Here is a 24,086-nt window from a genome sequence, read left to right as displayed (position 1 = left end):
TATTCTTTCCTAAAGAGGACAGTAGAGGGGCTCAAGCCATTGGAGTTAAAATGGCTTAAGCCGCTGCTGTTGCTAGCTTGGCTTTGCGTAGATTTTTAAGTGCGATACAAGTAACCGCAGTTACGCCCGCACCAGACGCCATGCATACCAGTGCTAGCAGTGGGTAGTTGATTGCGCCAAGTAGAGCGACCACTGGACCACCGTGAGCAACGCTGTTGGTGATGCCAAACGAGAACGCCATTACCGCAGCAGTCATTGAGCCAAGCACGTTGGCAGGGATAACTGACATTGGATCTTGAGCCGCGAAAGGAATTGCACCTTCAGAGATACCCACTAAGCCCATCGCGCCTGCTGCTTTGCCTGCTTCAATTTCAGAAGATTCAAATAAGTCGAACTTACGGCCGATTCTGGTTGCGATAGCCATACCCAGTGGAGCGACAGGAATTGCACATGCCATTGCGCCCATGAACTGAGTTTGACCGCTGGCAATCATGCCGACTGAGAATAGGAACGCCACCTTGTTGAACGGGCCACCCATATCAAAGCCCGCCATGCCGCCCAGTACGATGCCAAGTAGAACCACGTTGCCTGTGCTCATGCTAGTTAGTAGGGCAGTAAGCGCATCCATTAGCCCCGCGATAGGTGCACCAATGACGAAGATGAACAAACCTGCGATGAATAGAGAGCCAGTGATCGGAGCGATCATGATAGGCACAAGCGGTTGAACGAACTTGTGGTAGCTAAACGAAGTAATCCATTTAACGAAGTAGCCCACTAACAGACCTGCGATGATTGCGCCAATGAAGCCAGTGCCTGCGTCAGCGCCATAGAAAGAGCCGTTGTTTGCGATCCAGCCGCCAATCAAGCCAGGGGTTAGAGCAGGGCGGTCAGCAATCGCGTAAGCAATGTAGCCGGCCAAGATTGGGATCATCAGGGTGAAGGCAACCACGCCCACTTCTAGGATTTGGTTCCACATGCTGCCAGCAGGAATCGCCATACCAGACTCACTTGGTTCGCCACCAATCGCTAGCGCTAGGGCAATCAAAAGGCCGCCTGTGACCACGAATGGGATCATGTGAGATACACCATTCATCAAGTAACGGTAAAGATCTGAGCGCGCTTGTGAGGCTTTTTCGGCAACAGATTGGTTGGTCGGTGCTTGTTCTGCTTGGTAGCTCGGCGCATTGAGTGCTTGTTTGATCAAACCTTGTGCGTCTTTGATTGGCGCTTTTACGTTGGTTTTGATAACGCGTTTGCCAGCAAAACGAGCCATGTCGACCTGTTTGTCACAAGCCACCACAATTGCGTCGGCACGTTCGATCTCTTCTTGAGTCGGGCTGTTTTTAACGCCGATAGAACCGTTGGTTTCGACCTTAACATCGTAGCCAAGAGCCGCCGCACCTTTCTCTAGTGCTTCAGCTGCCAAATAAGTGTGTGCAACGCCAGCTGGGCAGCCTGTCACGCCAATGATGAAGCCTTGTTTCTCAACGTTGGTTTCAGTTTCTGAAGGCTCAGGTTTGCTAAGCAGTAGTTCTAATGCTTGTTGTTCAGATTGAGCATTCATGAAGCTTTCGATAAAGCCTTCTTCAATCAGTTTTGAAGAAAGTTCTGCCAGTACTTCGATGTGGTGATTATCGCCGCCATCAGGAGAGGCAATCATGAAGAATAGTTTTGATGGCTGGCCGTCATCGGCGCCGTACTCGATACCCTGTTGATGGACACCGATAACAACCGCGGGTTTAATCACCGCAGCGCTTTTCGCGTGTGGCAGTGCAATACCTTCTTCAAATCCGGTATTGCCTTGTTCTTCACGAGCCTTAATGTCGGCAAGAAACTGTGCTTTGTCTGAGATTCTGCCTTGTGCGTAAAGCACGTCTATCAGCTCTTTAAATACGTCTTCTTTTGAATTGGCGCTAAGCGAAAGCTTAATCAAATCTTGATTGATCAATGTCGTGATCATAATGAACCCCTACTCTGTTCTTATTTTGTTAGGGGTATTCTGGAATCTACGGCTTACCTTCTGTAGTGAAGAAAAAATGCATTTACTGGATGATTGTTGCGTTATAAATGGAGTGTGATTTTGATCGGTCGAACGGGCGTTTTTAGCCCTTTGTTGACAAGGTTTGTCGTGCATTGAAGCTTTTATTTATAAGGGCTTCAGCGTGTTTTGTTATCTGGAAAATTACGTGCCTCATTGATTTGTGCACTGGAGATTTATTTCTACGACTGGATTTTTGTAACCTAGATCTCAAATTGTGATTTTGCTCAATAGCGCTATGTTTCAGTAACGGGTATATCTATTTCCGTAGCCTTATTGCTGCCCATAAGAGTTCGAATAAATGATATTTCATGACCTAATCTCGTCGGTATTAAATGAGCGAGAACCATTTCATAACATCTGGTTTGCGGGAGATTTTCACACGCCTTCAGCATTCAGTTATCAGGTGAACTTTCCGCGTTTAGAACTGGTGCTTGACGGTGAGTATATTAATGAAATGGAGAGTCATGATCGTAAGATCACCAATGTTGTTGCGAAAGCAGGGGATGCGATTTTCATCCCGCCTAACTGCTGGAACAAGCCGAACTGGGATACTGATTGTTCGGTACTGAGTATGTTGTTTGGACGTCGTCAGCTTGGTTTAAGCTTGGTGAGCAAGCGCAAAGGGGAAGAGAGCTTTTACGATATCCAAAAGCACAGTATTCAGACTCGCTCGGGTTTTGCGATTGATAACATTTTGGAGGCGCTCAGCTCATTAGCGCGTGAGAGTAACAAGCAGCCGATGGATGAACTGCTACTGCAAGCGCTGCTGCAATACAGTAAAACCATGTTAGATGCGCCCGTCGAGAAATCTCACAGTCGCGTGCAAGATGTGTATCAAGGGATCTGCATTTACATTCAAGAGAACTTCCACCGCCAAATCACCCGAGACAGCATTGCATCACGCTTTAGTATTTCCTCCAACCATTTGTCGCGCATGTTCCGTCAGCAAGGTCACATGACGCTGGCTGAGTACATCACACGCGTACGAGTCGACCGTGCCAAGTTCATGCTTAAGAAATACAATTTCAAGCTCAATGAAGTGTCGGCACGTTGTGGCTTTAAAGACGTGAACTACTTCTGCCGAGTTTTCAAAAACCGCACCGGAAGAACACCGACCGAGTATCGAGGATCAATCTAGCTCTAACGAGCTGGTAACTAAATAAGACGTGAAGAGATATACATCAACAAGGCTTGCAGGTCGACACTGCTTCGGGTCTTTTGCAGACGTTCATTGACCTGATCGTGAAGCAGGTTTCTGGTTAGGTTGGTAGCCGCCACAATATGCTCACGCTGTGGTTTGGTTGGCAGAACAAGAGCAATGGCTACATGCACTTCGCCGATACGTGATGCCCAGTCAATCGGGTCGTCACTGACGATAACCGCAATCGAGAGGTCTTGGGTAGATTCAAACATCACATGCGGCAGTGCGATACCTGGTGACACACATGTAGACGAGCGTTCTTCTCGCTTAATGAATGCCAGAATTAGTTCATCTGGGTTTTCTGGATAAACAAGGTGAGCGAGCCCTTTCAAGCACTCAAATTTTGTCAGTTGAGTTTGCGCCTTGGCGTGGTGCCATTTGATGTCACAAGGTGGGCATATCTGTGGCATTCGCTGGATTAGATCGTTTGAAAACTCATGGTTCACTTGCGAACCAACCATGGCGTAATGTTCGGCAATCACGTCTTTTATGACAAAACACGCGAGCTCTGCATCAATACCTACCGCGGTTATCTGGCATAAATCCCCTCGGAGTAAACCTACTTGCAGCATCGCGACAGATTTAGAGAGATCGGCGGTTCGGTTTTGAGTGATGTTGATAATGCGGATGGTACTTTTGAACTTTTTCGCTAAGCGAGCAAGCGGCTGCGCGACATGTGAGTTCGCCGTTGGATTGTCAACAAAGAAGGTGATCTGATATTCGTTCATGAAAGGCTTAAGCTCGACAATGCTTAATAAAGACTTTATCGACACTCAACAATACTTCTTCCATAGGGATGAATACGGTTTTTGCTGCGTCGAAGCGGTTTGGTTGTTCAATGTCGATGTCAGAGACGATCAATACCTTGTCTGCGAGAGTAATATCCTGTGCAGTCAGTAAGTTTTCAATACCCATAGCGCCTTGCGTCTCAACCTTGATTGAAACGTTGAATTTAGGGGCTGTTTTATTTAATGCATCAGCTGCCATATAGGTGTGCGCAATGCCTGTAGGGCACGCAGTTACCGCTACAATTCTCATTATTATTCTCGGCTTAATGTCGTCATTTTACTACCTGGTATGGGAAAACCCAGTATAGACCGGGAGCATACCGTAGGGGCGATACGTTTATGGGTTCTGTGGATTTTATGGATTGCCGTTTTTTATTCCAAGGTGAAAGTCACACTCTGAGCTCTTGGTTACAATAATCCAGTTAATGCACCTTTCGTCCTATATGATGATCAACGACACACCGCTAATCTTTTCATCCTATTAACATCGAATTTTAATTTAGGTCGGAAGAACCTAATTACTTCAGTCTGAAATCAGGCGAGGCAGAGTAAACCATGGATATCACTAACATTATAGAGCCCGAGATTATCTGCTTGGAACTACAAGCAGACTCTAAACAGGCGGTATTTGAAGAGCTTGTCGAACTACTCGATCGTGCTGGTAAGCTCTCGAATAAAAGTGAATTCCTTGATGATATCTGGAAGCGTGAGGCTATTGGCAATACGGGATTTGATGATGGTATTGCGATTCCACATGCGAAAAGTACTGCCGTTGCTAAACCTGCTGTTGCTGTAGGTATCAGTCGAACGGGGATTGATTATGGTGCCGATGGCGGTGAGCTGTCTGATGTGTTTTTTATGCTCGCTTCGCCAGACAACAATGACGATCACCATATCGAGGTGCTGGCTCAGATCTCGACCAAACTGATTGAAGATGACTTTGTTACAAAATTAAAGGCTGTCGAGTCGGTCGAAGAGGCTCAAGAGCTGTTTCTTGAAGCCAATTCCGACTCTTTCGATAGCTATGCCTCTAGCCATCATGAAGTGTACGTTGAGCCGCTCAGTCCTTGGGCGCAGTCTCTTAATCGCTTGAAAGAGCATTTGCTGTATGGCACTTCGCACATGATCCCGTTCGTGGTCGCGGGTGGTGTTTTGTTATCTTTGTCGGTGATGATTTCAGGCCATGGTGCTGTGCCTGAAAGTGGCGTGTTGGCAGATATCGCGCAGATGGGTATCGCTGGCTTAACCTTGTTTACTGCGGTTCTAGGCGGCTACATTGCGTACTCAATGGCCGACAAACCGGGTTTAGCGCCCGGTATGATTGGCTCTTGGGTGGCGGTGAACCAATACAACACTGGTTTTCTTGGGGCGATAGTGGTCGGTTTCTTTGCTGGCTTTGTGGTGAATCTACTTAAAAGGATCAAGCTGCCAGACAGCATGATCTCGCTGAGCTCTATTTTCATTTACCCGTTAGTTGGCACCTTTGTAACCTGTGGTGCTGTGATGTGGGTGATTGGTTCCCCGATAGCCCAAGTGATGCTTGAGATGAATCAAATGCTGACGGGTATGGCTGGCTCAGGAAAAATGGTACTCGGTAGTATTTTAGGCGCGATGACGGCCTTTGATATGGGCGGCCCAATCAACAAGGTCGCTACACTGTTTGCTCAAACGCAGGTGAATACTCAGCCTTGGTTGATGGGTGGCGTTGGCATTGCGATTTGTACGCCGCCACTGGGTATGGCTTTGGCGACTTTCCTTTCACCGAAGAAGTTCAAGCGAGACGAACGTGAAGCAGGCAAAGCCGCAGGTATCATGGGTATGATCGGTATCAGTGAAGGTGCGATTCCTTTTGCTGCCGCCGACCCTGCGCGAGTGCTGCCTGCTGTGGTTGCTGGTGGCATTGTCGGTAATGTGGTTGGTTTTATGTTCCATGTGGTAAACCATGCACCATGGGGCGGTTGGATTGTTCTGCCTGTGGTTGATGGCAAACTTGGCTACATTATTGGCACACTTGCGGGGGCGCTAACCACGGCATTCACCGTGATACTGCTTAAAAAGAATGTGGTAGAAGGTGACGAACTTTCTTATCAGTCTGCCGGTGGTTCGGTAACAGAAGAAGGACAAGCGGATGTGTTGGCAATTACTTCATGCCCATCAGGTGTTGCTCATACTTTCTTGGCGGCTAAGTCTTTAGAAAAGGCGGCCCATCACCTTGGAGTTCGGATAAAGGTTGAGACCCAAGGTGCCAACGGAATAGGTAATCGCATTACACAGAAAGATATTGAAAGGGCGAGGTTGGTGATCTTCGCTCACGATGTGGCGATTAAGGAAGTTGAGCGCTTTGCGAATGTGAAAATCTTAGATGTCAGCACTAAAGAAGCGATGCTCAATGCGCAGGCGTTGATCATGCGAAAGGTGTAACCCTTAAACCTTAAAGTTAATCATCTATAAAGTTAACTAGACTCAAACTAAAAAGACTCCGCTCTAGCCTTTGGCTAACAGTGGAGTCTTTTTGTATGGCTTCTAAAACAAGTTGAGCTTTTAAAAAGGATGATACTTAAATACGTCTTCAACCATAGAGTTAAGCAAATCGATGTCGTCACAGGTTTTCGCGTAGGTACGCAAGCCTGCGATCTGAACTTGAACATGTCGAGCAAGTTGAGTCGGTTCACGCTCTTTACTGATCTCACCTAGCTCTTGAGCTTCGGTAATCAGCTTAGCGAACTCACCTTCCATGATCTTAAGAGATCTCTTCGCCTCTTCTAATAATTCGGCGTGTTCGTCAGTCAACTCAGCTACCGTCTTAGCCAACATACACATGCCATTTGGCGCACTTTTTTTAGATTCAACTACTGCACGTTTTACGAAGCTTTCAAGCGCTTTGATTGGTGAGTCTGTTTCGCTGCGAAAGCGGTTTAGATTAAGAATGCCAAGTTCGGTATAGCGAGCAAGCGTCTCTTTAAACAAACCTTCTTTGCTGCCAAATGTCGCGTAGATGCTACCCGGACGCATATCAATCACGTCTTGCAGGTTACGCATAGAAGTCGCGTGAAAGCCCTTTTCCCAATATAGGTTCGTTGCTTTATCTACTACGTCTTGTCTATCGAACTTCGCGGTCTTGGCCATAACATCTACTTCATTAATCTGAACATATGTTCAATATTTTATGCTGAACGTTCGTTCTAGTAAAGGTGTGTTTTGCTCGACTTAATTGTCGTTCTTGCACCTTACTGGTGCATAAGGCGCTCTATTGAATGCAATTTATGACAAGCTTTCGCTGCTTTTACTGTGGAATATTGCTCAATGTCTGCTAAACGCTAGTCGTCGACCACTTCGACGGTTTTATGCTGTGCGCCGTAATAGGTGCCTTCATCGATAGTGTACATCAGTGTTTCTTCACACTCTGGGCAATCGAATTCTTCATTGGGTTCGATTGCTGCTTCTTCTACCCATTCCCATCCAATATGTTCTTCGCAAGCGGGACAGTCCATAAAACCTCTAATTATGCTTCTACGTTAGTTGAATTCGTAACTTTTTGAGTCCGGCATTATACATAGTTGGCGCTGAACATGTAGCGACAACTGAGGTGATAAAGGGTGTGTTTGTACCTCTTTAGGGTTATGAAAAACTGTCATTTTTCAGTCACTTGCGTCGGAAAAACGTTGTTGCACGTTTTTTGTGTTTTCTAAAGCTGCATAGCTAACAAATTTATAAATAAACCAATGAATTTTGTAAGGTTAAATGCTAGCGTTATCGATTGTCGTCCGATATGGCACGGTAATTGATAAAACTAATCAGTACAGGCACACCATTTTTGAAGTGTGTCGAATAACATGACAGATAAAGATTCGTCAGCTGCTAGGAAATAAAAATGAAATTAACCGATATGTCTTTTAAGCAAAAAATCATCGCTTTGCTTATTTTACCGATCTTAGGGTTTCTCTGGCTCAGTGTTTCTGCGATATCCAAGGGTGTAGAAACTAAGAGTGAAATGTCCTCATTAAATCAACTGACACGCCTTTCGGTAGTGTACAGTGAGTTAGTGCATGAATTACAAAAAGAGCGAGGCATGACCGCTGGCTTTATTGGATCTCAAGGAACCAAGTTTGTTAGTGAATTAGCTGCGCAGAGAACCAATGCCGACAACCGACGTAATGAAAGAAACGATTACTGGCAGTCTACCAATATCAATCTGCCACAGATCAATCGCCTGAATACAGAGATAAGCCAGAGCCTTAATCAGATCACGACGATTCGAAATCGAGTGGACTCTCAATCTATCCCACTTTCAGAGGCATTGGGTTACTACACCCAACTGAATGCTAAGCTACTAAGCGTATCGGCGTTAATTGCTGAGCTAAGTTCTGATGCCACCATCACTACAGAGACCATCGCTTACTACAACTTCTTGCAAGGTAAAGAGCGAGCGGGTATCGAGCGTGCTGTCCTAAATAACACCTTTTCTAAAAATGAATTTGGTCCGAGTATGCTGGTGAAATTCATCTCTTTGGTGACAGAGCAAAATACCTACTTCTCGAACTTTGAAGTGTTGAGCAACCCAGCGAACGTTCGTTTCTTTGAGCAACAGTTAAACGATCGCTCTGTAGCAGAAGTAGAAAAACTTCGTAGTTTGGCTGAATCTAAGATGAGTGGCTTTGATGTCGACCCTGTGTACTGGTTCTCTCAATCTACCGCTCGTATTGTTCAGCTAAAGAAAACAGAAAACCACCTTGCTGAGTCACTGATTGCGTTGACTGAGAAAAAGATGTCACAGGCGCAATCTGCGATGATGATGAGTATCGGTCTATTTGCTTTGATTACGTTGTTTGCGACTTTCGTGAGCTTTAAAGCGATCAGCGACCTGACGATGAGAGTGAAAGACTTGACAGTGATGTTGTCTAAAGTTCGTAATGACAACGATCTAACGGTTCGTGCTAAGTACGTTGGTAACAGCGAACTTGGACAGATCTCTTCGGCACTGAACGAAACGCTAGAGAAGTTTTCAAACGTTATCGACAACTTGTCTCAGTCGAGTCTGACCTTAGCTTCAGCCGCTGAAGAAACCTCACAAACTTGCCATTACAACTCGAATACGCTAGTTCAACAACAAGATCAAATCGGTTTAGTTGCGACGGCGACAGAAGAGTTATCGGCTACGGTAAATGAAGTCGCGGCAAAAACTCAGCAGACAGCCAGCTCCGCTAAAATGGTCGATGAGCAGTCACAAGAAGGTTTGAGCACTGTTCAGAATTCTTATCACTCGATTGAAAAACTGGCATCTGAAATTAATGATCTAGCGGAAAAGATCACGCACTTACATGAGAGCAGTAATAACATCAACAGTGTGATTGATGTGATTAAGTCCGTCGCTGAACAGACTAACTTGTTAGCATTGAACGCGGCAATTGAAGCGGCAAGAGCGGGTGAGCAAGGTCGTGGTTTTGCGGTCGTAGCCGATGAAGTTCGTACACTGGCGCAGCGCACCCAGCAATCGACAGCTGAAATTGAAGGCTTTATCAGCTCGCTACAGTCTGATGTGCAGACGGCGTTCAATGTTATTGATAACAGCCAGAAGATGTCGTCTAAAGCGGTTGAGGATTCAAAAGAGGTTGAGAACACCTTACAAGGTATCTCAGCATCGGTAAGCGAGATATTTAGCATGACCGAACAGATCGCTACAGCGACAGAAGAGCAAGCCGTCGTAACTCAAGATATCGCGCAAAACGTGATGGCGGTTGAGCAGAAATCGACAGAGTCGACCACAGGCGCAACTCAAATTGCAGCAACCGCCAAAGAGCAAGCTGAACTGGCGGCTTCATTGAAAGAGATCGCTAGTACGTTTAAGAGTTAATCTTTCAGAGTTAAAAGTTTTCCATCTTATATAAAAATGTCCCGCCTAATGCGGGACATTTTTTTTAGTGGGATATTTTTGGGTAAAGCGACTAAAGCGCTTGTCCGTTAACCGACAGTTTCACATCAATGTTGCCACGAACCGCATTTGAATATGGGCAAATTTGGTGAGCGGTTTTTACCAGCGTAACAGCCTCTTCTTGAGCCAAGTCGAGCTCAATCGCTAATGAAACGGTTAAAGCAAAACCACCATTTTCATTTGGACCGATACCAACCGTTGCAGTTGTTGGCGCCGATGCAATCTTGATTTTCATTTCTTTCGCTACGTGAAGTAGAGCATTTGAGAAACACGCAGAGTAGCCCGCAGCAAACAGTTGCTCAGGGTTCGTTGCTTCACCTGAACCGCCCATTTCCTTCGGGTAGCTTAATGCAACAGAAAGCAAATTATCGTCAGTAGAAACTTGGCCGTTACGACCAGCAATTGCAGTAGCAGAAGTAGTGTAGAGTGTTGTCATTTTCTTAATCCTTAAAATAGTTGTGTAAAATTAAATTGTGCGCAACTTTATTTTTAGGTGAGCTTAATTGATAAAACTTATGTGCGCAAGTATATTGTGTGCAATTTAATTTATTGATGAGGTGATCGTGAGCGACCAAGATGAATATCTAAAGTTAGATAATCAGGTGTGCTTTGCACTTTACAGTGCTTCAAATGCAATGAGTCGAGCTTATCAACCTCTGCTGAAAGCGCTTGATCTTACTTATTTACAGTACATTGTGATGATGGTGCTTTGGGAGCAACAAGAGATAAATGTCAAAGCGTTAGGCGCTAAAACACATTTAGATTCAGGAACCTTGACTCCATTACTTAAGCGTTTAGAAGCAAAAGGTTATGTGCTTCGTAAACGTAGTGCTGAAGATGAACGAGTGCGAGTAATTACGCTAACTCCTGTAGGGACTGAACTTAAAGAGCGCGCGCAAACTGTCCCAGAAGAGATATTTTGTTTGTCTAAGATGAATGAAAACGAACTTAAATCGCTCAAAGCGCAATGTGAGCAGTTGCTTGACAACTTAACTCAATAAGAACGTCTCTTTAATTCTCAGTAATAACGTTCAAATACTGAAAAAGCCAGTGAGTATCTACTGTCAATAGCAGATACTCCTGGCTTTTTGTGTTTTGATGTGAGTGTGAGGTACTTGTTTAGTCTTCACCCATAAACACATACATATCACCACGGCAGCGGTTGATACTGTGCCTCTATCTAACCCATAAACCAAGACACGAAAATTAACGCACCAAAGCCAAAGGTAGCAACAAGTGCTGTGTCGCCGCCTGCTGCAGTGTAGCTGCCTTCGGTTTTTAGGTGAGGGAAGTCAGGTCTACGAACCTTAACCACCATTGCGAGTGGTCCCCAAATAGCTAGGAACACCAACACCATGCCAGCATAGTCCAACATGCTTACGAACTGGCTAGCAAACAACTCAGCCAATACCAAAGGCAGTACAAAGGTCAGAGCGTAAGCCATTAGCTTGTTGTTGGTTACCGCGTCTTTGTTTTGGTCATACAGCGCCATGGACACGCCGAGGAAAGAAGTCACCAATGCCAGTGCAGAGAACAGAGCAATCACTACTTTTAACCAAGCAGATTGTCCGCTAAACGCAGAGATCAGTTCTGAAATGTTGTGGAACTGGCTGATCGCGTCTGTGCCAAGGTTACCGATAATCGCGAACAACCAAGTGAGGTAGCACACGAGCGGAATCACTGAACCTAACAGAATCATATTGCGGATCTGCTTTTGAGTCGCTTCACGGTTGTAGATAACCAGTGACGGGATCACCACCATAGAGGCAAAGCTGGTAAAGATAACCGCGCTGTATTGCACCACATCATTGGCCGTGTATTGGCTAGTTTGAGTGAGGTAATCAAGACGGATATTGCTAAACAGAGAGGCAATAACAATAAACAGCATCACCACCATCATGATGAATAGGCCACGGTTTAACTTATCGATATAAGACTTACCCGCTACCACAATCACACCCATAAATAGGCTGAAAACGCTATAAGCAGCAGATGCAGAGATGTTTACGCCAACATCGAGCAGTAGCTTATGGATGATGTCACCCACGCCCAAGATATAAGCGATCAGCATGCACACTAGCAGTAGGTAAAAGAGTGCATTGATAAAGTGTTTTCCTTTGCTGCCCAGAGTGAGGTAAGCAACACTGCTCATGCCACTGTTATCTTTGGTTTTGGTACACGCTTCTGCCAATAGGAGAGCTGAGTATGTGGTGCCGATAAAGATAAGTAGCATCAGCACTGAGCTGATCATGAAGCCAAATTGAGCCAACACCATGGGAATAGCGAGCATGCCAGCCCCTAATGCAGTTCCTGAAAGAATCAAAGAACTGCCGAATAATTTCATATTCAAAAAAGCAACCTCTAAGTATCCAATTAGTTTTTAGTTGGATTGTAAATATTTGTTGCCAAGCCTAACAAATTACTCAGTAAAGTTAGGGGTTAAATTCTAATTATTTTTGAATTTTTCTAAAAAATTTAAGCAGGAATTAATGGTGGGTATGAGTGGTTGATTTAAGTATTCATTCGGTGATTTTATTTATCGTTCTGATAACTTTTGTAAATTGCTCGCCGATTAATAGGCAGCGGTTTATAGCTGAAAAATCGGTGTCTTATTTTCAGCAGAATTGAGTCAAAACCTTGCTTATTGAGTGAATCCTTGTCTGTCGCCTTTTCCACATACTGACGGTTTGTCGTAAATGGAAAGATCCGTTGTCGTAGATGCCACTCGGTAGTTTGGCGTTTCGCTCTTATTATCCTCACACCAATTATGTGGGGGTGTTATGTATCGTTTTCTGTTTTGTAGTTTCGCACTTGTTCTCTTGTATCCAACGGCGATTGATTTGTATTTGGTTGGCTTGCCTCAAATCGCGGCTGATCTAAATGCCTCGGAGGCGCAGCTACATGTGGCGTTTTCTATCTATCTTGCGGGCATGGCAACTACTATGCTGTTCGCAGGTAAATTTGCCGACAAGGTAGGAAGAAAGCCTGTCGCGATTTTCGGTGCGATTGTCTTTGCTATCTCTTCAATGTTCGGTGGCATTGTGACTAGTGCGGAACCGTTTCTAGCGGTGCGCTTTTTCCAAGGTGTTGGCGCGGGTTCATGTTATGTAGTGGCATTCGCCATACTTCGAGATGTGTTAGACGATCAAAAACGCGCTAAGGTGTTGTCGATGATGAATGGCATTACCTGCATCGTGCCAGTGCTTGCACCGGTGATCGGTCACTTAATCATGACGGTATACCCTTGGCCGAGTCTGTTCACGACCATGGCCAGTATGGGGGTAGTCGTGTGTTTGTTGTCGGTGTTAGTGCTAAGAGAAACCAAGCCGAATAGCGTAGGCTCGAAAGTCACAAAAGCTTCTGTGTCTCAATCAACTTCAACCGAAACTTTTAAGGAGCACTTGTTTATCAGCCGAGTGATCATGACCAGCTTGGGCGTGACGGCGATTCTGACTTACGTGAATGTGTCTCCAATGCTGATAATGACTGAGCTTGGTTTCGACCGTGGTCAATACTCATATACCATGGCTCTCACTGCATTAGTCAGTATGCTGGTGTCTTTCTCCGCGCCGTTTGCCTTGAATGTGTTTAAACAAAAAAGCCTCATGCTGACATCTCAAACGTGCTTTGTGATTGCAGCTATCTTGTTGCTCGCATCGATTGATGGTGGGCTAGGGCATTATGTAACCCTGCTAGGCTTTGCTTTTGTGTGTGGTGGCTTCTCGTTAGGTTTTGGTGTCGCGATGAGCCAAGCATTGAGCTGTTATTCACAACGAGCAGGCGTTGCGAGCTCAATATTGGGCGTTTCTCAGGTGTGCACGTCGGCACTGTTTATCTGGTTGATGGGCGTGATTGGGCTAAGTGCATTGAATATGTTGGTATTTATACTGGCTGCTGGTGGAGTTATCAGTATTGCTCTAATACTATGGGTAGGTCCTTCCCAAGTGAAAAGTGATTATGAAGAAGCCACTAGCCCGTCTTGATCTCAACCTGTTGTTCACTCTGCAATTGCTGCTGCAAGAGCAGAGTGTCTCAAAAGCTGCCAAAAAGCTTAACGTTACGCCCTCAACGGTGAGTAAATCACTGACTAAGCTTAGAGACTGGTTTGATGATCCTCTGTTTGTAAAAACGCCAAGAGGTTTAACGCCGACACCACTTGCGCTCAGCATGGTGAAAGATCTTCAAGAGTGGCTGCAGATTGGTAGCCAAATTCTCACGACTCGTGGTGATGATGCGCCCAAAGATGTGCGATTGAATCTAGAGGCGGAATCCCCGCTGTCACTGATTATGCTCAATGAGCTGACGCAAAGCGTGTATCAACGCTATCCGAATGCGAAGATCAAAATGCGTAACTGGGATTATGACTCGATAGACTCTATTGTTCGTGGCGAATCTGATATTGGTTTTTCAGGGCGAGAAAGCCATCCGCGCTCGAAAGAGTCTCTAGACGCGCTGCCGTACTTCATCGATTTCGAGGTTTTGTTTCACGACATGCCAGTGGTGTATCTCAGAAAAGATCATCCTGCCTTACAGGAAGAGTGGAACCTTGAGGCTTTTCTCAAATACCCTCATATCAATATCGTGTGGGAAAAAAGCGAAACGTGGGCGCTGGATGAAGTGTTAACCGATCTACAACTAGACCGAAACATTGCTCTAACTCTTGCAGGCTTTGAGCAGTCTCTGTTTATGGCGGCTCAATCAAATCACTCTATGACGACGGTTGCGCCCAACTACTGCCGACGTTACGCAGAGCAACTTCACCCCAACCTAACCTGCTTACCTATTCCGTTAGACGAAGAACATGCCAATAAATTGCTAATTCCTTTCACTATGATTTGGCATAAACGCAATGCCTATAATCCGCTCGTTTTATGGCTAAAAGACACACTCAGATCGCTTTACCAGTTTGAAGGAAAACAGGTAAAAGACGTGAAAAGTGTCTAAAATTCTGTTGACCTGACTACAACTTCATAGTTTATCTTTGCTACCGAAATGAGAGGGGGAGTGCATGTATCGTATCTCTGAACTGGCCGAATTAGTTGGGCTGAGTCGTTCTACATTGTTGTATTACGGCAAGCTAGGTTTGATTGAAGCTCAGCGTCAGAGCAATGGCTATCGTCTTTATTCTGAAAAGGATCTACAACGTGTTCGCTTGTTACAGCAATTGCAAGCGGGTGGGTTGACGCTCAAAGAGTGCCAAGCCTGTTTAGATGCAAAGATCGAACGCAGCTTGCTGGAAAATAGACTCAAGCAGTTAGATGAAGAGCTACTGCAAAAACAGCGTTCACGAGATCTATTAGCAGCAATGCTAGGCGAAAGCGGATTAGAAGAGTGGCATGAGTCGATGGATAAGCTTGCGCCAGATGCACACCTCGATTGGTTAATTAAGCAGGGCTTTGATGAGAAACAGGCTCTGCGATTGAAGTGGTTATCGAAAGACATGAATGAACATGAACAATATATGGCGGATTTCGGCGCCATCTTTGAGGGACTAGAACGTTTAGGTCCCGGAACGAATGAGGACACGCTTACCGCGCTTTCCTACGTTTCGGAAGCACCGAAGCGTGTCCTTGAAATTGGTTGTGGTAAAGGTATTGCAACCTCCGTATTAACGAACGCGATGAAAAAACATCAGGCTGAAGTGCAGGTCACTGCGGTAGATAATGATCAACCGTGTTTGGATATTCTAAATCAGCAAGCATTAGAACTTGGTCTGGAAAGCAACATCAAAACGGTATGTGCAAGCATGATGGATTTACCGTTTGAAGCTAAGTCATTCGACTTAATCTGGTCTGAGGGTAGTGCTTACATCATGGGTGTCCAGAAGGCACTTAAGCAGTGGCGAAAGTTACTCGCCGATGATGGCATATTAGTCGTGAATGACTTGGTCTGGAACACCGAGAACCCTAGCGAATCAGCCGAAGTGTTCTGGCAGAAAGAGTACCCAGATATGACGACGGTTTCTGAGCGCATTAAACAGGCAAAAGCAGCGGGCTATCAAGTCCTGAATGACTTTGCGATGAGTGATGCCGGTTGGCTTGCCTACTATCAGCCCTTGCAAAAGCAAGTTGAGGCTCTGAAAGCGACGATGCCAAACTCAAAAGCGCTCGCAGATTGCGACAATGAAATTAAACAATTCTTCAATAACAGCAAACTTGTGGAAGGCTCTCAAGGCTCTGTGAAGCGTGATTTTGATTATCACTTTTTTGTGTTGAAGAAAGTACAGTAAGTGAAGAACACTATGAAATTTAGACAATACGATTCAAGCGAGATCGAAACGATCACTCAGCTTTTTACTCAAACCTTTACTGATTCAGAAGGTGAAAATGAAGGTAAAACTGTAGGTAAGCTTGCCAATGATCTTTTAACGACCACGGCTCCAGCAGAGTTACTTTGCTTTGTTGCGGAAGACGGTTCTAGTGAGTCGGATACGGATAGTACGATCGTTGGTGCGATTATCTTTACTCCGCTTTCATTTGACGATGAAACCAAGGCGTATTTACTTTCACCAGTAGCGGTGAGCACACAGGTTCAAAAGCGTGGTATCGGCCAACAACTGATTAACTTCGGCTTAGAGACTCTAAAAGAGCAGGGTGTTGACCTTGCAGTGACGTATGGTGATCCTAGTTATTATTCAAGGGTGGGCTTTGAGCAAATCACTGTTGAACAAATCCCTGCGCCATTTGAGTTGAGCTACTCTCACGGTTGGATCGCTCAATCGCTGACTGGCGGTGAAATCAAAGTGGCGAGCGAACAGTCTAGCTGTGTTGAAGCTTTGGCTCACGCTGAGTACTGGTAGTAATTCAAAAATAAAATCTTAAATGAATGAAAGCCCATCAGGTCCACTTGATGGGCTTTTTTTATTTTTAATCAAAAGGATAAGTTAACAATGACTCGATTTTGAATAGTCTATTCTTCCTTTTAATTTCCTATTCGATAGTTATATATTGAACGACTGTTCAAAATATAACTTGAACGATCGTTCTGGTTTGGTTTATATTGTTTTCACACCAACGGAGAGCAGTCACTAAATCTCCGTAAATGACCAAATTTAGAATCAGAATTGATAGGAATAGAACGATGAGCAATTTCAAAATTCACTCAATAGAATCAGCACCCGCGCAGAGCAAACCTATTCTTGAAGGCGCTAAAAAACAGATGGGGCGAGTTCCAGGTTTATTTGGTGTGTTAGCGGAATCACCGAATACACTCAAGGCTTATACTCAGCTTCATCAAGCGTTTGGCGATTCATCTTTCGATGCAGAAGAGCTGACAGTGGTTTGGCAAACCATTAACGTTGAGCACGAATGTCACTACTGCGTCCCAGCTCATACTGGCATTGCACACTCAATGAAGGTTGACCCGGCAATTACTGAAGCACTGCGTAATCGCACGGCACTTCCAACAGAAAAGCTGCAAGCTCTGCACGACTTCACGCTAAGCATGGTTCGTAATCGCGGCAATGTGCCTGCAGATGAAATGGAAGCATTCTTCGCTGCAGGTTATGGCCAACAACAAGTGCTAGAAGTGATTCTTGGCCTGTCACAGAAAGTGATCAGTAACTACGTAAACCACGTTGCTGAAACGCCAGTAGACAAAGTATTTGAGCAGTTCGCTTGGCAAGGTTAATCGCTTTTAATTAAGCCGGGAATGATAATGATGAAGGCCCCGCTCAGTTGAGCGGGGCTTTGTTATGTTCAGGGTCTAGCCTGTTTTGGTGGAGCAGTTAACGTGTATGTTTGGCGATCAACTTCGCCAGCGTCGCGACTCCTTCTTTCCAGTCCTTGTTCTCTTCAATGTTCGCGACAGTAAAGCGCAGGCAATGTTTGTATTGGTCGTGGGTGCCAAACACAGTGCCGGGTAAGATACCTAACTTATGCTTCAAACAATCTTGGTAGACGGCATAGCTGTCGAGTGATTCGGGGAGCGTTATCCAGTTTATAAATGCTCCCTCAGGTTTGGAAAGATGGTAGCGTCCTACAAGATGAGGGTAGCTATCTAAGGCTTGAATCAAAAGGCTTTGAAATTGCTTTTGGTTGGTTTGATAGAGTCGCTTCATCTTAGATAAATGACTGCGATATTTGCCAGTGGTGAGAAACTGGCCGACCGCTGATTGCATCAGGTTGGAGCTACCCATATTGTCACACAGTAGGTACTTTTCGATTAAAGGTTGATAGCGACCGGAAAGCAGCCAGCCAACACGCAAGCGAGAGTCCAAAGTCTTGGATAGAGAGTTCACGTAGATCACTCGTTCTTGGTCATCCAGTTCTTTCAAGCTCGCAATCGGAGCATCAAACGCCAAACTCCCGAACACATCATCTTCAATAATCGGCAAAGATCCGGTTATCTCTAATAATGCTTTTCGGTTGGCAAGTGGCATTCTAGATCCTGTAGGATTGGTAAAGTTTGGTGTCAGCAGCAGCGTTTTCACTTCCCATTTATCTAAGGCATTTTGTAGTGCTTGAATATCGATTCCATGGCTCACACTGCTTGGTATTTCAAGTGCTTGTAAGCCTAGTGATTCCAATAGGAGTAAGTTACCAAAGTAGCATGGAGACTCAACTACAACGATATCGCCCGGTTTGGTTAACGCGCGAAGTGCTAAACTGATCGCTTGCTGCGCGCCGTGAGTGATAGCAATCTCTTTCGACCCTGCAGGTACGCCCAGATCGTGGGTGATCTTTAACAATTGTTTTACTAATTGTTCGTCGCCGGGCGGCAGTTGGTAATAGCCAGGAAGTTGAGTCTGCAAGCGGCTGTGGCGACCAATTTCAGCGTACAGACTACGAATGGCGGGGTTGTTAATGTTTGGGTGAGCAGAGCCTGCTTGTAACTTTAAACGCCCACTGGGGCGGGAGAGTACAGATTTAGTGACAGATAAAAGGTCAACTTTTTGCGGCTGGCTCGGTGCATCCCAACTTGTGGTGTTGGGGGCTTTAACGCGATAACCCGACTTGGGAACGGAATATACCCAGCCCGTCGCTTCCAACTCTTGATAGGCACGAATCACGGTGTTTTTGCTTACACCCAGTTGCTCGCTTAGTTGTCGGATTGAGGGTAGGCGATCGTCAGGGTGAAAGAGCCCTTTATCGATTTGAGCCTTAATATGTTGCTCGGTGGCGAGATATTTATTACCGCTGACTTCTACTTCCACACTGTTCTCCCATCTACTGACTCTCAATCTGTAACCATTTAAAGTGTTATATCTGTATCTTTATTAGTTATCTGTACCCAACTAAGGTAACAGCATTGATGAAGAGTTGACCAGAGGTTTGTAATGCTGATTAAAATGATTCCGTTTGTGTTTGTAATATTGTGGTCGTCAGGTTTTGTTGGCGCTCGGCTTGGTGTTGAATACGCTGAACCCGCGACGTTACTTTCACTTAGGATGGTAGCCAACGTAGCGCTGTTCTTGGTTTTGATTGCAATCCTTAAACGTCGTATCCCTCGTGGTCGAGCATTCTTCCATGCGTGTGTTGTTGGGATATTGATTCATGGTTTTTACCTCGGTGGTACCTATCTGGCGATTGATATGGGGATGCCTGCAGGTTTGAGCTCTTTATTGGTGGGTCTGCAACCTATTCTTACCGCGCTGATCATGGTCAGCTTCACCTCACAGCGTTTTAACTTTGCGCAATGGCTTGGTTTAGCGCTTGGCTTTGCGGGTATTAGCTTGGTGTTAATGGGTAATATTGAATGGCAATCGGATGACCAAAAAGGCTTGGCGACACTGTTATGCTTAGTGTCACTGGTAGGTATTACTTGCGGCACTTTATATCAAAAGCGTTTCTGTAAGGGGACAGACATGGTGGGCGGTGCAATGGTGCAATACTTGGCTTCTGCAGCGTTGTTCCTGCCTTTTGCGATGCGCTACGAAACCATGCAAGTGAACTGGACGGTAGAATTTACGTTAACGCTGATTTGGCTGGTGGTCGTTCTATCTTGTGTCGCAATATTGTTGTTACTTTACATGGTGGAGAATGGGGCGTCTTCAAGTGTCGCATCGGTGTTTTATCTCGTACCGCCGACAACCGCAATTCAAGCGTGGCTTATCTTCGGCGAGTCGTTCGACATCTATGGCGCAATGGGTTTTGCGTTGTCAGCCACTGCGGTTTATCTGGTGGTGAAGAAGCCCGAATTGATTAGGTTCCGAAGACAAGCAGCTTTAAACCGTTAAAAATAAAAAGAGCCTGAATATTCAGGCTCTTTCTCTATCAATAACTTTCTAGCGACTATCGATTAGCGCTTCATCAAGCATGCGTAAGCCGTTGTAAACGGTGCTTCTTGGTATTGTTTTAGACCAGTCTCTTTGAACTTCATCATTAGAGGGTTACGCTTCAGGCTTTCTTTGATGTCTGCTGGAGAAACTACTTCAACGTTTAGTCCGTCGATCAATTGGATCGCTGCTTCTAGTTTGAAGCCGAAGCCACCGCCAGCAAATTTGCCTTTAGTTTGGCGTTGGCGAATCACTACTTTTTCTACTTGGTAATCTTCCATTAACTTTGCAAAAGAGAATTGAAAGTCTTTCATATTCTGTGTGTCGTTAGCGTCGCTGATAGAAACCTTAGAAACTCGGCAATCAGGAATGTTAAATACACCATCTGACAGAGAAAGAAGACAGATGACTGCATCGTTACCTTTGATTTCAACACCACAAATTTTCATGTTCTTACCTACTTATTTTAGAGCCCTATATTATGGTGTTATTTCTAACACTTCTCCAGTATTTGCGTGTATCCGTCGAAAATAAGTCTAAATCAGAGAATATCTTAGCGGCGAAAAGTTAACCTTTGGCTAATTTGTCATCATGTAGATAGGCGGTAACGTTTGCTATGGGATGAGGCTCACAAAAGCTTAGCGGGATTTCATATGTGTGCTGTATATTGCGCGCGCATCCCTATTTGAAGTGTGGTTATTAATCCCAATGAATATCAATAATCTTTCGATTAAGAGTAAAATCGCGATCCCGCTGTTGGTGATTGTGATTGTTTTTTCTACCGTTACCGTGCTCAACGTTATCAGATCAAATGCTCAAGCTGCGATTAATAACGAGCTCAACAATGTCGTTCAACCTGTTCTAGATAACCTAGAAGATGGCTACCGCGATATCTACCAAATCATCGCTTCAGCGCAAGGCTTGTTACTTGCGAAAGATCAGGCGGCGATTGACTATCAAAAGTTCGAATTCAAAGACAACGCTTATAAAGCGGTTCCACGCTTTGAAAGTGTTGAGACTTTGTATCGAGCTGGTGTGTTAGATCCTTCTTCACGTGGTGAACTGTCTAAACTGGTTAATGCGATGAGTAAGTGGGTCGCGCTACACGAACCTATGTTTGCTGACCCAGCGAATGCACATCAATACAACATTGATTACTCGCCAGCGTTAGATGCTGAGTTTGCGATTATCCGTAAACAACTGCGTGATATCCGTACCCTGATTGAGTTGAAGCAGAAAGAGCTGCGTCAGCAAGCGGGCGACTCAATTGAATCAAGCAAGTTGATCATTGAGGTTGGAATGGCAGTCGCTGTTTTTGCCGCATTGTTTGCGATGTGGTTATCGAACCGTTTCATTGTTCAACCAATTCAGAACGTTGAGAAAGCAATGAATGAGATCGCATCAGGTGATGGTGACTTATCTCAGCGCATGAAGGTGGAAGGGAACGACGAGATTGCTCGTTTAAGCTCTGCTTTCAATCAGTTTGTTGGCAAAATCCACGTTACGGTTGAGCAAGTAATTTTCACGTCAAACGCTGTTCGAGCTGAGATGGAAAATATTAAGTCGCTCACTCAAAGCGTTGCTGAATTCTCTTCAAACCAACAGCGAGAGAGTGAAGTTGTTGCGGCTGCTGTTCATGAAATGCAGGCGACTAGCGAAGTGGTGAGTGGTAATGCCCTAGATGCGGCTACCGCAAGTAACGTTGCGAATCACGAAGTGGAGTCGGCAGACACTACGCTTGGTCTAACCGTGACATCAATTGAACGTCTAGCTCAAGATATTGAGAACGCGGGTGGTGTGGTTCAGGAATTGGATACTGATGTGAAAAACATCGCCTCTATTCTTGGCGTGATCAAAGGTATTGCTGAACAAACTAATTTGTTGGCCTTAAATGCAGCGATCGAAGCGGCACGTGCTGGCGAACAAGGTCGTGGTTTTGCTGTAGTCGCGGACGAAGTACGTGCATTGGCAAGTAAAACTCAAGACAGCACTGGTGAAATCGAGGCGATGATTGAGCGTTTAGAGATCGGGGCTAAGCATGCTGTTGGCGTGATGAGCGAGAGCAAAATCAGCGGCGAGAAAACCATTATTCAAGCAGGGACTGCAGCGTCTTCTTTGAGTGAGATTCGTAATTCAATAGGTAAGATGAATGACATGAACACGCAGATTGCGACGGCAGCTTCTCAGCAGTCTCAAGTGTCTGAAGAAGTGAACAAAAATGTTCAACGTATCGCAGAAAGTACGATGCAAATGGTTGAGATGGCGAGCAGCGCTGAAAATGCGTGTATGGCTTTGGCCGAGCAATGTGAGGCGCTTGATAGCCTAGTTTCTCAGTTTGAGGTGTAATATTTAGAGCTGAGATGAACGTGGTTTGTTCTCGTTAGCCGCAAAGAAATAGCAGAAAGCCCGAACTCCATGAGTTCGGGCTTTCTTTTTAGATACATGATCCGTTGTTGACCGTGTGCTGTCAGTAATTAGCTGCTACGACCGTCTTGGTATTTGTAACGATAGTCAACTTTTACGTTAGCTTGGTAGTGAACATCGCCGTTCATGTTAGTGATTTTCTTCACTTCCATATTCGCGTCATCAATTTTGAACGAATCGTATTTTGTTGTTTGTTGGAACTGTGGCAGCTCTCTTGAAAGTTCAAACGGTGTCTTTGTGCTTAGCTCAGCCATAAGGCTCTTGCCTGCATCGTATGCTTCCGCTTCAGTAACAAAGGTATCAGACTTAAGCGTTGTTTCTTGGATCGTCGTTTTAGTTGCTGCGAACGCTGTGGTGCTGAGTACAAGAGTTGATGCAAGTATGATTAATTTTTTCATAAGAGTACCTGACTTTGTTGTGTAACCAGTGATTCGAGTTTTCAACTTAACAACAGTTGATAGGATTAATGTTAGGACAAAAACGAACTTATGTAAGAAGTTAGTCCAATAGGCACCATGAGCAGGGAGTTATGCACAAAGCATATCAAGCAAGGTGACAGAAATCGGTAACTTCAATACACTGCATGGGTATCCACAGTTCAGCACAAGGTAAAGGCATGGCCAATTGGGAAGGGGTAAGTGAGTTTGTTGCAGTCGCAGAGCGTGAGAGTTTTACAGGTGCTGCGCAGAAGCTTGCTACATCGGTCGCTCAAATCAGTCGCAGAGTAGCAAACCTCGAGGAACGTCTCGCGGTGAAACTGCTCAATCGAACGACTCGAAAGGTTTCGCTAACAGAAGCAGGGCAGCTCTATTATCAGCAGTGTAAATTGTTGGTCGAGGGCTTAGAGATTGCGGAATTGGCGGTAACACAAATGCAATCGACACCTAAGGGGCTTCTGAAAGTAACGGCTCCTGTCACCTACGGTGAGCGCCAACTAGCCCCAATACTGCACCAATTTTTAAAGCTTCACCCGCAAGTCGAGCTAGAGTTAATGCTGACCAATCAAAAGCTCGATTTGATCGACTCGGGTGTTGATGTCGCAATCCGTCTTGGTCGATTAGAAGATTCAAGTCTCGTCGCAAAAAAGCTTTCTCAACGCCAGCTCTACGTATGCGCAAGCCCTGAATATATTGAGAATTATGGTGAGCCTCATACGCTCTCCGAATTGACCAACCATCAATGTTTAGTCGGTGGCTTTGAGCACTGGCGCTTTAAAGAAAACGGTCGCCCTCGCTCCGTCCGTGTTAATGGACGTATCAAGTGCAATAGTGGTTTAGCCTTGTTGGATGCAGCGAAGCAGAGTATAGGCTTGGTGCAGTTACCTGAATACTACGTGAGTGAAGATCTTGATTCTGGTGAGTTGGTCGAAGTACTTTCCGATTACCGAGACGATAAAGAGGGGATCTGGGCGCTCTACCCGCAGAACCGTAATCTGTCTTCAAAGGTTCGTTTGCTCGTAGACTTCCTTTCTGAGCAATTGGATTGAT

The 24,086-nt window shown here is 45.2% G+C and carries 22 protein-coding genes; 12 read left to right on the top strand and 10 right to left on the bottom strand.

Annotated elements, in window-relative coordinates; genetic code table 11:
• Nucleotides 1-55 precede the first annotated feature (55 nt).
• Nucleotides 56-1,960: a fructose-specific PTS transporter subunit EIIC gene (locus F0232_RS19900; protein WP_061033874.1), complete on the bottom strand. Its 1,905-nt coding sequence runs from the start codon at nucleotides 1,958-1,960 to the stop codon at nucleotides 56-58.
• Nucleotides 1,961-2,339: 379 nt separating this feature from the next.
• Here F0232_RS19900 and F0232_RS19895 point away from each other — a divergent pair, with 379 nt between their 5' ends.
• Nucleotides 2,340-3,179 carry a helix-turn-helix transcriptional regulator gene (locus F0232_RS19895; RefSeq protein WP_105058815.1) on the top strand — a complete coding sequence of 280 codons (840 nt, stop codon included), beginning with the start codon at nucleotides 2,340-2,342 and terminating at the stop codon, nucleotides 3,177-3,179.
• Between the two features lie 17 nt (nucleotides 3,180-3,196).
• On the opposite strand, the gene F0232_RS19890 is transcribed toward F0232_RS19895, so the two are convergent.
• Both F0232_RS19890 and F0232_RS19885 read right to left on the bottom strand, forming a co-directional pair.
• On the bottom strand, nucleotides 3,197-3,970 hold the full coding sequence (locus tag F0232_RS19890; RefSeq protein ID WP_061033872.1) for a PTS sugar transporter subunit IIA: 774 nt from the start codon (nucleotides 3,968-3,970) through the stop codon (nucleotides 3,197-3,199).
• Between the two features lie 7 nt (nucleotides 3,971-3,977).
• Entirely contained in the window at nucleotides 3,978-4,280 is a 303-nt protein-coding gene (locus F0232_RS19885) for a PTS fructose transporter subunit IIB (RefSeq protein ID WP_105058816.1), read from the bottom strand.
• Nucleotides 4,281-4,585: 305 nt separating this feature from the next.
• Here F0232_RS19885 and F0232_RS19880 point away from each other — a divergent pair, with 305 nt between their 5' ends.
• The gene (locus tag F0232_RS19880; protein WP_171750960.1) at nucleotides 4,586-6,451 is read left to right on the top strand and encodes a fructose-specific PTS transporter subunit EIIC; all 1,866 of its coding nucleotides are present in this window, start codon (nucleotides 4,586-4,588) and stop codon (nucleotides 6,449-6,451) included.
• 120 nt (nucleotides 6,452-6,571) lie between these two features.
• Here F0232_RS19880 and F0232_RS19875 read toward each other — a convergent pair whose 3' ends face one another.
• Nucleotides 6,572-7,156, bottom strand: a complete 585-nt coding sequence (locus F0232_RS19875) for a TetR/AcrR family transcriptional regulator (RefSeq protein WP_061033869.1) — start codon at nucleotides 7,154-7,156, stop codon at nucleotides 6,572-6,574.
• A gap of 191 nt (nucleotides 7,157-7,347) precedes the next feature.
• Nucleotides 7,348-7,521 carry a hypothetical protein gene (locus F0232_RS19870; RefSeq protein ID WP_008216632.1) on the bottom strand — a complete coding sequence of 58 codons (174 nt, stop codon included), beginning with the start codon at nucleotides 7,519-7,521 and terminating at the stop codon, nucleotides 7,348-7,350.
• Nucleotides 7,522-7,901: 380 nt separating this feature from the next.
• Between F0232_RS19870 and F0232_RS19865 the strand changes: the two genes are divergently transcribed.
• Nucleotides 7,902-9,881 (top strand): methyl-accepting chemotaxis protein, encoded by a 1,980-nt coding sequence (locus tag F0232_RS19865; RefSeq protein ID WP_105058817.1) that lies wholly within the window; start codon nucleotides 7,902-7,904, stop codon nucleotides 9,879-9,881.
• A 91-nt stretch (nucleotides 9,882-9,972) separates the two neighbouring features.
• On the opposite strand, the gene F0232_RS19860 is transcribed toward F0232_RS19865, so the two are convergent.
• The gene (locus F0232_RS19860; protein WP_105058818.1) at nucleotides 9,973-10,395 is read right to left on the bottom strand and encodes an organic hydroperoxide resistance protein; all 423 of its coding nucleotides are present in this window, start codon (nucleotides 10,393-10,395) and stop codon (nucleotides 9,973-9,975) included.
• Nucleotides 10,396-10,522: 127 nt separating this feature from the next.
• On the opposite strand from F0232_RS19860, the gene F0232_RS19855 reads away from it, so the two are divergent.
• Nucleotides 10,523-10,960, top strand: a complete 438-nt coding sequence (locus F0232_RS19855; RefSeq protein ID WP_171731377.1) for a MarR family winged helix-turn-helix transcriptional regulator — start codon at nucleotides 10,523-10,525, stop codon at nucleotides 10,958-10,960.
• Between the two features lie 179 nt (nucleotides 10,961-11,139).
• Here F0232_RS19855 and F0232_RS19850 read toward each other — a convergent pair whose 3' ends face one another.
• The gene (locus F0232_RS19850; RefSeq protein WP_105058820.1) at nucleotides 11,140-12,303 is read right to left on the bottom strand and encodes an amino acid permease; all 1,164 of its coding nucleotides are present in this window, start codon (nucleotides 12,301-12,303) and stop codon (nucleotides 11,140-11,142) included.
• A gap of 436 nt (nucleotides 12,304-12,739) precedes the next feature.
• On the opposite strand from F0232_RS19850, the gene F0232_RS19845 reads away from it, so the two are divergent.
• The 5 genes from F0232_RS19845 (at nucleotide 12,740) to F0232_RS19825 (ending at nucleotide 17,588) form a co-directional block, all read left to right on the top strand.
• Nucleotides 12,740-13,942, top strand: coding sequence for an MFS transporter (locus F0232_RS19845; protein ID WP_050651351.1), 1,203 nt, complete (start codon nucleotides 12,740-12,742; stop codon nucleotides 13,940-13,942).
• Nucleotides 13,917-14,903 (top strand): HTH-type transcriptional regulator YidZ, encoded by a 987-nt coding sequence (gene yidZ, locus F0232_RS19840; RefSeq protein WP_050651352.1) that lies wholly within the window; start codon nucleotides 13,917-13,919, stop codon nucleotides 14,901-14,903. The genes F0232_RS19845 and yidZ overlap by 26 nt, the downstream gene beginning before the upstream one ends.
• Before the next feature lie 64 nt (nucleotides 14,904-14,967).
• The gene (locus F0232_RS19835; protein WP_105058821.1) at nucleotides 14,968-16,188 is read left to right on the top strand and encodes a MerR family transcriptional regulator; all 1,221 of its coding nucleotides are present in this window, start codon (nucleotides 14,968-14,970) and stop codon (nucleotides 16,186-16,188) included.
• Nucleotides 16,189-16,758, top strand: coding sequence for a GNAT family N-acetyltransferase (locus F0232_RS19830; RefSeq protein ID WP_105058822.1), 570 nt, complete (start codon nucleotides 16,189-16,191; stop codon nucleotides 16,756-16,758).
• A gap of 281 nt (nucleotides 16,759-17,039) precedes the next feature.
• The gene (locus F0232_RS19825; RefSeq protein WP_105058823.1) at nucleotides 17,040-17,588 is read left to right on the top strand and encodes a carboxymuconolactone decarboxylase family protein; all 549 of its coding nucleotides are present in this window, start codon (nucleotides 17,040-17,042) and stop codon (nucleotides 17,586-17,588) included.
• Nucleotides 17,589-17,685: 97 nt separating this feature from the next.
• Here F0232_RS19825 and F0232_RS19820 read toward each other — a convergent pair whose 3' ends face one another.
• Nucleotides 17,686-19,113 carry a PLP-dependent aminotransferase family protein gene (locus F0232_RS19820; protein WP_102425237.1) on the bottom strand — a complete coding sequence of 476 codons (1,428 nt, stop codon included), beginning with the start codon at nucleotides 19,111-19,113 and terminating at the stop codon, nucleotides 17,686-17,688.
• 123 nt (nucleotides 19,114-19,236) lie between these two features.
• Between F0232_RS19820 and F0232_RS19815 the strand changes: the two genes are divergently transcribed.
• A complete protein-coding gene (locus tag F0232_RS19815; protein ID WP_061033858.1) occupies nucleotides 19,237-20,136 on the top strand; it encodes a DMT family transporter in 900 nt (299 codons plus the stop codon).
• A gap of 62 nt (nucleotides 20,137-20,198) precedes the next feature.
• Here the strand turns inward: F0232_RS19815 and F0232_RS19810 are convergent, their stop codons facing one another.
• Nucleotides 20,199-20,624: a DUF3010 family protein gene (locus F0232_RS19810; protein ID WP_004741147.1), complete on the bottom strand. Its 426-nt coding sequence runs from the start codon at nucleotides 20,622-20,624 to the stop codon at nucleotides 20,199-20,201.
• Between the two features lie 259 nt (nucleotides 20,625-20,883).
• Here F0232_RS19810 and F0232_RS19805 point away from each other — a divergent pair, with 259 nt between their 5' ends.
• Nucleotides 20,884-22,521 (top strand): methyl-accepting chemotaxis protein, encoded by a 1,638-nt coding sequence (locus F0232_RS19805; RefSeq protein ID WP_105058863.1) that lies wholly within the window; start codon nucleotides 20,884-20,886, stop codon nucleotides 22,519-22,521.
• Between the two features lie 128 nt (nucleotides 22,522-22,649).
• Here the strand turns inward: F0232_RS19805 and F0232_RS19800 are convergent, their stop codons facing one another.
• Entirely contained in the window at nucleotides 22,650-22,997 is a 348-nt protein-coding gene (locus tag F0232_RS19800) for a DUF3316 domain-containing protein (RefSeq protein WP_105058824.1), read from the bottom strand.
• Between the two features lie 218 nt (nucleotides 22,998-23,215).
• On the opposite strand from F0232_RS19800, the gene F0232_RS19795 reads away from it, so the two are divergent.
• Nucleotides 23,216-24,085: a LysR family transcriptional regulator gene (locus F0232_RS19795; protein WP_008216609.1), complete on the top strand. Its 870-nt coding sequence runs from the start codon at nucleotides 23,216-23,218 to the stop codon at nucleotides 24,083-24,085.
• The last annotated feature ends 1 nt before the right edge of the window (nucleotide 24,086 follow it).

Source organism: Vibrio sp. T3Y01 (genome assembly GCF_013114525.1).
Classification (GTDB): domain Bacteria; phylum Pseudomonadota; class Gammaproteobacteria; order Enterobacterales; family Vibrionaceae; genus Vibrio; species Vibrio chagasii_B.
This window is presented reverse-complemented; position numbering and strand designations above follow the sequence as displayed.